Annotated in this window: 9 protein-coding genes; all 9 read left to right on the top strand. The window is 49.4% G+C overall.

Annotated features, from left to right (window positions below; genetic code table 11):
• Positions 1 to 140: 140 nt before the first annotated feature.
• The 9 genes from HPL003_RS12775 to fdrA all read left to right on the top strand — a co-directional run bounded on the left by HPL003_RS12775 (position 141) and on the right by fdrA (position 12,729).
• Entirely contained in the window at positions 141 to 1,082 is a 942-nt protein-coding gene (locus HPL003_RS12775) for a LysR family transcriptional regulator (RefSeq protein WP_238533474.1), read from the top strand.
• A 195-nt stretch (positions 1,083 to 1,277) separates the two neighbouring features.
• Complete coding sequence (locus HPL003_RS12780) at positions 1,278 to 2,498, top strand: M20 family metallopeptidase (protein ID WP_014280078.1); 1,221 nt, start codon at positions 1,278 to 1,280, stop codon at positions 2,496 to 2,498.
• A complete protein-coding gene (locus HPL003_RS12785; RefSeq protein WP_014280079.1) occupies positions 2,495 to 3,913 on the top strand; it encodes a YfcC family protein in 1,419 nt (472 codons plus the stop codon). The genes HPL003_RS12780 and HPL003_RS12785 overlap by 4 nt, the downstream gene beginning before the upstream one ends.
• 448 nt (positions 3,914 to 4,361) lie before the next feature.
• Entirely contained in the window at positions 4,362 to 6,056 is a 1,695-nt protein-coding gene (locus HPL003_RS12790) for a PucR family transcriptional regulator (protein ID WP_238533475.1), read from the top strand.
• Positions 6,057 to 6,404: 348 nt separating this feature from the next.
• Complete coding sequence (gene allC / locus HPL003_RS12795; protein WP_014280081.1) at positions 6,405 to 7,637, top strand: allantoate deiminase; 1,233 nt, start codon at positions 6,405 to 6,407, stop codon at positions 7,635 to 7,637.
• 64 nt (positions 7,638 to 7,701) lie between these two features.
• Positions 7,702 to 8,940: an MFS transporter gene (locus tag HPL003_RS12800; RefSeq protein ID WP_014280082.1), complete on the top strand. Its 1,239-nt coding sequence runs from the start codon at positions 7,702 to 7,704 to the stop codon at positions 8,938 to 8,940.
• Between the two features lie 76 nt (positions 8,941 to 9,016).
• Positions 9,017 to 9,784: a (S)-ureidoglycine aminohydrolase gene (allE, locus tag HPL003_RS12805; protein ID WP_014280083.1), complete on the top strand. Its 768-nt coding sequence runs from the start codon at positions 9,017 to 9,019 to the stop codon at positions 9,782 to 9,784.
• Between the two features lie 77 nt (positions 9,785 to 9,861).
• Positions 9,862 to 10,911: an ureidoglycolate dehydrogenase gene (gene allD / locus HPL003_RS12810; RefSeq protein WP_014280084.1), complete on the top strand. Its 1,050-nt coding sequence runs from the start codon at positions 9,862 to 9,864 to the stop codon at positions 10,909 to 10,911.
• A gap of 57 nt (positions 10,912 to 10,968) precedes the next feature.
• On the top strand, positions 10,969 to 12,729 hold the full coding sequence (gene fdrA / locus HPL003_RS12815) for an acyl-CoA synthetase FdrA (protein ID WP_014280085.1): 1,761 nt from the start codon (positions 10,969 to 10,971) through the stop codon (positions 12,727 to 12,729).
• Positions 12,730 to 12,759 lie beyond the last annotated feature (30 nt).

Here is a 12,759-nt window from a genome sequence, read left to right on the forward strand (position 1 = left end):
CGTTTTTTTTATATTGTCTTAGGAGCTTGCATGAAGATTTTGACGGAACAGGGGCTGGGGAAATACCTCTCACGAACTTAGACTTTGCCCAAGCCCTTCATGCGGTATAATAGACCGATACGTCTGAGGGCTTTTTTCCTGTGGAGGACACGAGAACGGATGAACAAGGGAACAATATAACGAAAGGAGTGACGATGATGGATGAAAAGGATTGCCTGATGTTGTGCTACATTGCAGAAGAACACAGTCTGAAACGTGCCGCTGATCGTTTGTATATTACACAGCCCGCCTTGACCTACCGTTTGAACCAATTGGAAAAGGAGTTTGGCGTGCCGATTATCGTACGCGGGAACAGAGGAACGAAGCTGACCATGGAAGGGGAACGACTGGCTGAGTATGCCAAACGAAATTTGAGAGAATTGACCGAATTAAAAGAAGCTGTTATTCACCTGAGAGGGGAGGTAAAAGGAACGCTTCGTTTGGGGATTTCAAGCTACTACGGGCATTATCGGCTTCCGCCGATCTTAAAGAGTTTCAAGGATATTTATCCTGACGTGCAATTCTCGGTAACTTGTGGACTCAGCGCAGAAATTTATGAAATGCTCCGTGGAGATGAAATTCATCTGGGTGTCATTCGCAATGATTACCCTTGGTCTGAGGGAAAGCATCTTCTTTCTGAGGAGCATATTTGTGTGATCTCCAAAGAGGCTGTAGAGCTTGAGCAATTGCCGGAGCTTCCGTTGATTCGTTATAAGGACCCGGGCAAACCGCAGCATTCTGGCCACATGTATTCCTCGTTTAACGAATCGGTGCAGGCATGGTGGAGTGAGATGTTGGGCAGGTCGCCGCAGGTTTCTATGGAGGTGGACAGCTACGAAACCTGCAAGGAAATGGTCCGACATGGACTGGGATATTCCATCGTACCCGAAATATTTATCTCTCCAAAGGATGAATTATATGCATTTAACTTAGTCCGTAAGAACGGGGAGCCTGTCTTGCGCAGAACATGGATGTTGTATAAAAATAAATCCAGCCACCTTATGGCAGTGGAAAGATTTGTAGAATGGATGCTCCAGTCTTGACGTGATGAAGGTAGCGAATACACGTAATTATTGGTGAAAAATGGCGTATTTCAAGAAAAGTCATGTCATATATAAAATAATTTTAAGGATAGAACCAAAAAATATTAAATTTACTTCACTGGCATTCGCTTATACAATGTTGAATATTGATTGTATAATTATTCGTTATGACGAATGAAAGGCGGCATTCCATTGATGGATTCAACAACGAACGGACTTAACGGCAGAACGCTATTCCATGAAAAGATTATGACAGCTGTAGAGGCGAAGGATCAAGAATTACGGGAACTTGCCCAAACGATACATAAACATCCTGAGCTAAGCTTCCATGAATATCAGGCACAGGGCTGGCTCACAAATATACTGGAACAGGCTGGCTTTGCTGTGGAAAAAGGCATTGCTGGACTGGAAACCTCCTTCCGTGCGGAATGGGAAGGGAAGTCCGGCGGGCCTACAATCGCTCTGCTAGCAGAATATGATGCACTTCCAGCCATCGGACATGCCTGCGGACACAACCTGATTTGTACCGCATCAGTGGGGGCTGCTATAGCCCTGAAGGAAGCGATGCCGGATCTGCCCGGCCGCATCGTGGTGTTAGGCACACCAGCCGAGGAGGAGGGTGGCGGCAAAATCATCATGTGCGAGCAAGGCGTGTTCGACGGCATTGACGCCGTAATGATGGTGCATCCGCAGAGCAAAACGATGGTTTTGCGCGGGGGATTGGCCTGCGTGGATGCCACGTTTACGTTTCATGGCAAGCAGGCCCATGCCGCTTCCTCCCCGGAGAAGGGCATCAGTGCACTGGATGCCATGATTAATGCCTTTGTGGCGATTAATTCAGTTCGCCAGTTCGTCACCAGCGACGTGCGTATCCACGGCATTATTACAAAGGGCGGGAATGCCCCGAATGTTGTGCCGGAGCTGTGCGAGGCCGTATTTATTTTGCGGGCTCAAACCGTTGTCGGCCTGGCAGAAGTGCGGAACAAGGTGTATCGCGCTGTTCGTGCGGCGGCAGAAGGCATGGGAGCGACCGTGGACATTGCCGAGGGACTTGTTTATGCGGAGCGCAATACGAACAAGAAGCTAGCCGCTTTGTTCCAGAACAATCTGGAGCAGCTCGGTTTGGAGGTTCACGAGCCGCCTGCGCAAGGGGGGATCGGCTCGTCGGATATCGGCAATGTCAGCCAGATTACCGCAGCAATTCATCCTTACATCCGATTGGGGGATGCGTCCACGCATACGCCGGAATTTGCCCAGCTTGCGGGAGCGGAGGAAGGCATGATTGAAATGAACTATGCCGCCAAAGCATTGGCATTAACGGCTTATGATCTAGTGACCGATCCGGTGGCTTTGAGAGAGGTACGGACTGAATTTGAACAGTGGCAAGCGCAGAGAAACGGGGGAGCATCCGAATGAGTAGCAACACGGCCGTACCGAGCGGCCCGAAAAAATGGCTGAAAATGCCGCACACCTTTGTCATTCTTATTTTTCTGACGCTAGTGGCCGGGATACTTACCTATGTCGTCCCTGCTGGAGAGTTTGAACGGGTTAAAAATGAAACAACCGGCAAAACGCTGCTCGTTCCCGGTTCGTATGCTCATGTCGATCCCAATCCGGTTACGCTGTGGGATATTCCGAAATCCATCGTATCCGGTCTGGTCGATTCTGCCGATGTGGTCTTTTTCATTCTGATCATCGGCGGTGTTTTTCAGATTATTACGTCCTCGGGGACGATTGAGGCGGTGACGGGAAGAGTCGCGAGGTCTTTTTCCAACAAAGGTATATGGGTGATTCCGGTATTTATTACCCTGTTTTCCGTCGGCGGTTTTACGATGGGCATGTCCACCGAGGTGATGGTATTCGTGCCGATTGGTATTGCTATCGCCCGGGCGTTGAAATTTGATGCGATGACGGGTACGGCCATGATTTCACTGGGGGCTTCCTGTGGATTTACGGCCGGGCTGCTGAATCCGTTTAATGTCGGCTTGGCACAGGCGATTGCGCAAATTCCTATTTTTTCAGGGCTGTGGCTTCGTGCCATCCTGTTGGTCATCCTGATTGTGATTACCAGCTTATATATTATGCGCTATGCCAGCAAAGTAAAGAATAGCCCCGAGAGCAGCCTCGTTTACGAATTGGAAAAGAGTGCTGAAGACAAGCCAGTGGATCTATCCAATCTGCCTTCCATACAGCTTAAGCATATCCTGATCATTTTGACCGTTGTCGTAAGCTTTGCGATGTTGATCTGGGGAGTGTCCAAAAAGGATTGGTGGATGGAAGAACTGGCTGCCCTGTTTCTTTCGATGGGAGTCATTTCCGGTTTTTGTGCAGGCTACGGGCCGAGTCGTATTGCTACAGAGTTTGTCAAAGGGGCCAAGGATATCACGTATGGTGCCTTGATTATCGGTTTTGCGCGCTCCATCGTGGTTGTGCTGGATCATGGTAATGTGATAGATTCCATCGTTAACAGTCTCGCTATCATGGTGGGACATCTGCCTGAATCGATCCAAGTGCTGGGCATGTATGTGTTCCAAAATATCATGAACGTATTCATCACCTCCGGTTCGGGTATGGCCGCGACGACGATGCCGATTATGGTGCCACTGTCCGATCTGCTTGGTATTACACGGCAGACGACGGTACTTGCCTTCCAGCTAGGAGATGGATTTTCGAACATGATTTTGCCTACTTCCTCTGCCTTAATGGGAAGCTTGGCTGTATCGGGTATTCCATATCAGAAATGGGTTCGTTTCTTTTGGCCGCTACTAGCCGCCTGGTTCGTTCTGGGTGCAATATTCGTAGTTGTGGCCCAAATCATCGGGTATCACTAAAGTATAAAAGCAGGATTAGTCCTGATACCATTTGATGTTCATAGCAAATACAGGGATCAAAACACTCTGCACGTTTAAGCAGCCAGTCGTCGAAGTCAATCGGCGACTGGCTATTTAGTTTGGCTTGAACCCCGAATTGAGTTATAGCAGGTATCATGGTAATTCATTGCGTTTTATTTTCGTATACATAGCTTCTTCATTCCGTACTATTTAAAACTCTAAATGTGGATTTGGAGATAGTAAAACGATTACAGTATTATTATGATAGAAAATATCCCAAGAATTAGCAGTGAACACCGGAGGTGGATTTTAGTCGAAAACAGCGATAGTGAAATGATATTCAAATAAAATTCCTTTTCGAACACGCACTAATAGTTACCAAGGAAATAAGAGATTGGGCTTGTTTCTTTCCTCGACTAATCTACTTCTATATCGATGGGAGCCGGAAATGATGGAATTCAAGGTAAAGGATTTGTTTCAAATCGATACACTAAAGCAAGCATTCGTCATCAGTGGCAAGCAGGGCCTGGACAATCCGATTCGCGGAGTGACAATTATAGAGGCGCCGGATATCGCCGAGTGGATTAGCGGAGGAGAATTGCTGCTGAGCAGTCTGTATCCGCTGCAATCCTACAATGTTAGCGAACAGAAAGCTTTTATGGCCCAGTTATCGGAAAAACAAGCAAGCGCATTAATTATAAAAACTGGGAGATTTGTCCATGATATTCCTGCCGGCATCATCGAAGCGTCGGAGACGCTCCATCTGCCTGTTATTCAGATTCCCAAGCAGGTCCCTTACCGAGAGATCATATATCCGGTGATGGAAGCTCTTTTTAACAACCAAGTGGTAAAACTCAAATACTTTAAGGAAGCCCATGACAAATTTATTGCGCTTACACTTGCCAATAAAGGCTCGGAACATATTATTGCTTCCTTAAGAAAGCTGATTGGCAATCCTGTGACTTTATATGATCGGAACTTCCACCCCATATCGTCAACCGATCCTCATTTGGTGCAGTTTGAAGTGCTGGAACACGAGGAAGCGGATGCTGCCCGGATGGATACGGAGTTCCCTTTTTATCGACAGCGCGTGAATTATCCGGATTGGGACGGCCGAATATGCAACCATTTTGTCATTCCGGTTGAAACCGTGAATCATATCAAGATTCATCTCGTTATTCATGAAACGTGCAAAACAGTAGAGGCGCTTGATTTTATTGCGATTGAAAACGCGGCCACTTCCTTGTCGCTCGATCTCGTCAAGCAATATGCCGTAGCTGAAGTAGAAATGAAATTCAAAGATGACTTAATCGATGATCTGCTGCATGCCAAAATTGAATCACTGCAGAGCGTATATCAGCGGGCCAATTTGATCGGCTGGGATTTGAACAAGATATATGTCGTCGTACTGTTCCGCTTGCGGGCCGCGGATGGATACGATGCGATGAAGACAGATCTGTATGGACTACATAATCCATATCAGCGTATGCTGTATGAATTCATTCATCAGCAGGTTCCAGAAGGCACCATTCGGAGCAGGAGCGATCAACTCATTGTTTTGTGGAATGTGGAAAACGACGAAGAAGACAAATCAGCCTGCTTGCGCATGATAAAGAAAGCGGCCGAGAGCATTCAGAAAACGTTTTACAAAAGCTTTCAGCATCTCAACTTGCAGGTCGGCATCGGGAGTGCGGCCCATTCGATAACGGAGCTGCCCCGCAGCTATAAGGAAGCCCAGGACGCTTTACAGCTTGGGACGTTGATGAATGGCAGTTCCGCAATCGCGGCCTTTTCGGATTTGGGTATATACCGTCTACTATGTCAAATCGAGGACGCCGGCGAGCTGGCGAAATTCATTCCGCCTTCGTTAAAAAAATTGCTTGCCTACAAACAGCCGAACAGGGAGGATTTAATCAAAACGCTGCAAACGTTTTTGCAGCACCATCAAAATGCCGCCAAAACAGCCGAGGAGCTGTATGTCCATTATAAAACAGTGACTTACCGGATTGAGCGCATTAAGGAAATTACAGGCATTGATCTGGAAGATCCGGATGAGGTGCTGTCTGTGCAAGTCGGCTTGAAAATTCTCGTCTTGATTGGCGATAATCCTGTCACTTGGCATTTAGATCATGCAAATGTGTGATTAGAATAGAATATGGCCTTTCTATTCAGGCTCCGCTTCATGAGGGGAAAGAAGCTCCCGTGAAGCGGAGCTTTTTTGTTGTCCATTTATCCGATATGGATAAAAAGACGGGGCTCTTTTTATCGGGATACCTCGATGTTATTCATTTTTTAAGCGTTTACAATTACTATGCAAGCAAAAAATGGCCTTAAAAAGTGCGAGTTCAAAAAGGTCACTTCCTACTTCGTGCTTCGCAATCAAAAGTGGACTGTTTGAACAACCTTTAAAAGGTTGCACCACGGATAAGCAAAATACCAATTATCCCGCTTGGAAAACGCGCACATCTTTAAAGAAGGGACAGATAAGATCATGGATAAGATCCAAACGGAAACCGTTCGCCTTGTCGAATGGTTGAGCCAATTCGGCAATGACCCGGCTGGAGGCGTCTCGCGCCTGCTGTATTCCAAGGAGTGGACGGCTGCACAGAAAGCACTGGAGCAGTACATGCAAGAGGAAGGGTTCAGTACTTATTACGATGAGATCGGCAACTTGTACGGACGGTTGGAAGGCAGCCAATACCCGGATCAAACGATTATGAGCGGTTCCCATGTAGACACGGTTCGCAATGGCGGGAAGTATGACGGGCAATATGGCATTATTGCCGCTTTGCTGGCGATGCGGGCTTTGAAGCAGAAGTATGGTCAACCGCTGCGTACTTTGGAAGTGGTATCGTTCGCAGAAGAAGAAGGCAGCCGCTTTCCTTATGCCTTCTGGGGCAGTAAAAATCTTGCTGGTGTGGCAAAAAAGGAGGATGTGCAGGAAATTGCGGATTTCAATGGCTTTCCGTTTACGAAAGCGATGGAGGAAGCGGGGTTCCGTTTTCGCGATGAGCCGGTGGAGCCGCGCACCGATATTACAGCGTTTGTCGAGCTGCATATTGAGCAAGGCAGCGTCTTGGAGCACGAAGGTCTGTCAGTCGGCGTCGTCCACAGCATTGTTGGGCAGCGGCGCTTTACAGTCGAGATCGCAGGAGAAGCGAATCATGCTGGCACGACGCCGATGGGATACCGCAAAGATGCCGTTCATGCAGCGAGCCGGATGATTAAACAAATTCTGGACCTGGCACAAGCGCATGGCGATCCGCTGGTGACAACGGTCGGCAAGATCGAAGTGAAGCCGAACGTGGTGAATGTCGTGCCGGGCAAAGCGCTGTTCACCCTGGATATTCGTCATACGGACAAAGCGGAGCTGATCCGGTTCACGGACGAGGTGACAGAGTTGATGCAACTCACCGCCAGCACAAGCGGGGTGGAATTGGAGATAGACATGTGGATGGATGAGGACCCTGTCCCGATGGATCGCCGGATTCTCGACGTATTGGAACAGCAATGCAAGGAACATAACATTCCGTTCAAGCTGATGCATAGCGGAGCAGGTCATGATTCTCAGATTATGGCGAAGTTTGTACCTACGGCGATGCTGTTCGTTCCAAGCCTTAATGGAATCAGCCACAATCCGGAAGAGTATACCCGCCCGGAACATCTTGCAGACGGGATTCAAGCCTTGACTCATGCGCTGTATGAACTGGCATATCAAGCATGATTGCAGTGAAAAACAGGACAAGCAGGCAGGCACAAATCGATTTGCGCTGAGGAGAGTGGGAAATGTGAGGGACGCAGGTCAACAGGGAAAGTCGGAATATTGGAAAAAAGTCATCGTCATGCTTTGTCTTGGATGGACGGTAATTTGGATTTATCGTACGATCCTGAATCCGATTCTTCCCGAAATTGAACGAGATTTGAATGTGACATCAGATGCGAGTATGGGCCTCATCTTCAGTGTATTTTTCTTTGCCTATACGATGATGCAAATTCCGTCGGGGATGCTGGCGGATAGGTTCGGACGGAAGTCGATTATCATACCGGGATTCATCCTGTTCACCGTCGGGGCTCTGCTCGCTGGGTTCTCCACCTCGCTCATGTTCCTATTGGTAGCGAGTTTCGTCACGGGACTGGGACAAGGTACTTATTACGGTCCGGCATATTCCCTCTCGTCGGAGACGATCCCGAAGGAGAAGCGTGGCATTTCCACGGCCATCATTAACAGCGGTTCCGCCATTGGCATGGCCATAGGTCTTATTGGCTCGAGCTTCCTTGTGAAGGATGTCGGCTGGAATTGGCGGGTGCTGCTCTTTATTACGGCAGGTCTGGCCTTCAGCTTAATGCTGGTGTTTGCCAAGAACATCAAGAAGACCACAGCGCCGTCAAAAACGGCTGCGAAGGACACGGAAGAGGGGGCTCAAGATAAGGCAACATTGAAGCGGCTGTTAGCCAATCCGAAGATGATTGCCTCCTATGTGCTTTATTTTGCGACCTGCTACGGATATTACATGATCGTGACCTGGCTTCCATCTTATTTGCAGGATGAACGGGGCTTTCAAGGGTCAGCCATCGGCTTTGCAGCTGCTTTGGTTGCCTTCAGCGCCATACCCGGAGCCCTGCTATTCAGCCGGCTGTCCGACAAGTTCATGCACAAGAAGATTACGTTCATTATCATTTTGGAACTGCTGGCTGCGGCAATGTTATATTTGACTGTTTCGGTAAATACGAGCACCTTGCTTATCGTCTGCCTTATCCTGTATGGCTTTCTTGGCAAGCTTGCCGTCGAGCCTCTCTTAATCTCGTATGTGGCGGATATTGCGCCAAAGCAAGGGGTAGGGGCAACGTTTGGTTTCTTCAACTTCTTCGGCATGATTTCATCTGTTGTTGCTCCCTTCGTCACCGGTGTCATATCTGATGCGACGGGCAGCAAGGTATTGGGCTTCTATCTGGCGACGATCATCATTGTCATCGGGGCGGCGGTAATGCTGCTGACCAATGTGAAGAAGAAGCCTCAGATATCTTGAAGTTTCTCGGTTTTCAACACTGAAATTGTAAAATTCGTCTTGGAACCGGGTCCATAAAAAAAGGAGAGTGTGTAACATGGGTTATCCAAAAGATTTGTTATCGAGCCGTTCCATTATCAAGCGTGGCAACTTCGCCTTAATTCCGCCGGAGGGTTTGGTTAAAAATATTGTGCCTGGCTTTGAACAATGCGATTTGACGATACTGGCTTCCCCGCGTCTTGGCGCCAAATTCGTCGATTATGTGATAACGATGCACGAGGGAGGCAAGAACGTGCAAGGCTTCGGCGAAGCTGGCGTGGAAACCTTCGTGTACTGTATGGAAGGACGGGTGAAAGCTTCTGCGGATGAAGAATCATACTTGCTGCAGGAAGGCGGGTACTTGTATTGTCCGCCGGGCGTGAAGCTGTACTTGAAGAACGAGCAGGCTGAAGATACCCGGTTGTTTTTGTACAAGCAGAAATATACGCCGCTTGAAGGAAATGACTCTTCTCCATGGGTTGTTTCAGGGAACGTGCACGATATTGAGCAGATCGATTACGACGGCATGACGAATGTAAAGCTGAAGGACTTGCTTCCAACCGATCTTGCATTCGATATGAATTTTCATATTCTGTCGTTTGAGCCCGGCGGCTGTCATCCATTCGTAGAGACGCATTATCAGGAGCATGGGGCGATTATGCTGTCCGGTGAAGGCGTCTATAACCTGGACAATGAATGGATTCCGATTAAAAAAGGGGACTACCTGTATATGGGACCTTATGTGCCGCAAGCGACCTACGCTGTAGGCAGAGAGCCATTCGCCTACTTGTATTCCAAAGATTGCAACCGGGATGCGTCCCTATAAGTGACAGGAATTGACCGCCTTTTGTTGCTGTCCGAATCGGCAGCAGAAGGCGGAATACGTGCAAAGAGGGGATAGACATGAGAGTAACCAAACGAGAACTGCATGAGCTTATCCGAACCAAATTGTCCCGTGCCGGATTGTCTGTCGACCATGCGGATGTGGTGGCGGACGTGCTCGTTCATGCCGATGTCCGCGGTCTTCACTCGCATGGGGCCATGCGTGTCGAATATTATGCGGAGCGCATTGCGAAAGGCGGAACGAACGTGAATCCCCGCTTTGTGTTCGAGAAAAAAGGACCATGCTCCGCCGTCTTCGACGGGGATAACGGGGCCGGGCATGTGGCGGCCAAGCAGGCGATGCGGGAGGCGGTGAATATCGCCAAGGAAAATGGTGTCGCCGTAGTCGGGGTAAGACGTATCGGGCACAGCGGCGCCCTGTCTTACTATGTGCAGCAAGCGGCACGGGAAGGACTAATTGGCATTTCAGTCTGCCAATCCGATCCGATGGTTGTGCCTTTCGGCGGGGCTGAGCCTTATTACGGCACGAATCCGATTGCCTTCGCCGCGCCAGGAGAAGGCAGCGAGCTCATTACCTTCGACATGGCGACTACCGTCCAGGCATGGGGAAAGATTTTGCATGCCCGATCAAAGCACGAGCCGATTCCGGATACGTGGGCGGTGGATGAACGGGGCGTAAGGACGGATGACCCGTTTAAAGTGCACGCACTGCTTCCGATTGCAGGACCAAAAGGGTACGGATTGATGATGATGGTCGATGTGCTGTCCGGCATCCTTCTTGGTTTACCGTTCGGTAATCAGGTCAGCTCCATGTACCACGACCTGACTGAAGGCCGTAATCTGGGCCAGCTTCATATTGTGATTAACCCATCCTTTTTTACCGATTTGGAAACGTTCCGGCGCAACATTTCGAAGACGATGAGTGATTTGAACGGCATTAATCCGGCGCCTGGCTTTGAGCGGGTTCTCTATCCAGGACAGAATTATGACCTGATCGAGCAGGAGAACGAAGCTATCGGCATTGAGATTGTAGATGAGGTATATAACTATCTCGTATCCGATGTCGTTCATAACAACACTTATGATCATAAAGATCCATTTGCAACGTAATACCTGCATGATAAGAAATGTCAATGAATCAAAACAGACAAGTGAGGTGAACCAGGAATGCTGCATACGATCATTAAAAAAAATTCGTATCAAGATTCGGTCAATTTGATGCTCCTGACCAATTATATTTCTGCGCTTGAAGGTGTGGTGCAAGCGTCGATCATGATGGGGACGCCGGCTAACAAAGACATTATGCGCAATTCCGGGTTGTATACGGATGAGCTGGAGATGGCCGGGGCCAACGACATGTGCATTGTCATCGATACCGAGGCGCACACCGGACTGGATGATATTCTCGTGGCGGTTGACAGCTTCTTAAGCGATCAATCTGTCAGCAGCAGCCAGTCCTCAACTGAGAGCGTACGCTCATGGGAGCGCGCATTGAAGGAGAACCCGAATGCCAACTTGGCCATTATTTCGGTTCCAGGTCAATACGCGGCGGCAGAAGCCGACAAAGCGCTTGATTACGGACTGCATGCCTTTATTTTTAGTGACAATGTACCGGTAGCAGAAGAATTGAGCCTGAAACAGAAGGCACATGACAAAGGACTGCTCGTGATGGGTCCTGATTGCGGTACAGGTATTATTTCAGGTGTTCCGCTCGCCTTCGCGAATCGAGTGAAAGCGGGCAATATCGGTATCGTCGGCGCATCGGGCACAGGCATCCAAGAGGTGACTACGCTGATCGACCGCATGGGCGGCGGCATCAGTCACGCGATTGGCACCGGGGGACGTGACCTCTCGGAGACTGTCGGGGCGATTACGATGCTGGACGGTATCCGCGGACTGGCGCATAACGACCAGACTGAGGTAATCGTCGTTGTTTCCAAGCCGCCAGCCAAGGCGGTGCGCGAGAAGGTCGTAAGCCAGCTACAGGGGCTGCCGAAGCCGGTGGTCACTCTCTTCCTGGGAGAGAAACCGTCCATACATGAAGGGAATGTCTATGAAGCTTATACGTTGGAGGAAGCGGCGATGATTGCGATTGATCTGGCAAAAGGCGCTGCCGTGCAGCCGTTATATAGCTTGCCGATCGATGTGCCGAAGACAGCATTGAATCCGGGACAAATCTCGATTCAGGGTTTGTATGCAGGCGGCACATTAGCTGCCGAAGCGGCTATGCTCATCGCGGATGCCCTTCAACTGAAGGATGGACTTATCCATGAAGCAGGTTATGTCCTCAGATCAAACGGTCATGCCATCGTTGATTTAGGCGACGATATGTATACGCAAGGCAAGCCGCATCCGATGATCGATCCGGCTACCCGGATTCAGCATATTGAGAAGGCTGCGCAAGATCCTGCCACTGCGGTCATTTTATTCGACGTCGTGCTGGGGTACGGCGGTCATGACGACGTGGCGGGCGTGCTGGCACCGGCTATTGAAAAGGCCGCAGCCAAGGCGAAGACTGAAGGGCGCAACCTCTATTTTGTAGCTGCTCTGTGCGGCACCCATCAAGATCCGCAGTCTTATGCAGAGCAGATGCGCAAGCTCGAACAGGCGGGCGTGTTAGTCAAAGAGAGCAACAATCAGGCGGTGCGCACGGTGCTGGCCATGATGCAGCTCGTCCTCGAAGACGTGCCAAAGGCACACCGTCCTGCAACAACGTTCGCTCCCCAGGCGTTCTCCACTTCTGCCGCAATCGAAGCGTTGCTTGCCGGGAAGCCGTCTGTCATTAATGTGGGGTTGCGAAAGTTTACAGAATCCATTACTGCAAGCGGTGCTTCCGCGATCCAGTACGATTGGAGACCGGTTGCGGGCGGCAGCATGAAGATGCAGCAAATATTAGACCAATTAAAAGATTACCAGTTTACGAGTTAACGATAAATCAACTGCCTATGAACTGCGACT

The sequence above is a fragment of the Paenibacillus terrae HPL-003 genome (assembly GCF_000235585.1).
GTDB classification, from domain to species: domain Bacteria; phylum Bacillota; class Bacilli; order Paenibacillales; family Paenibacillaceae; genus Paenibacillus; species Paenibacillus terrae_B.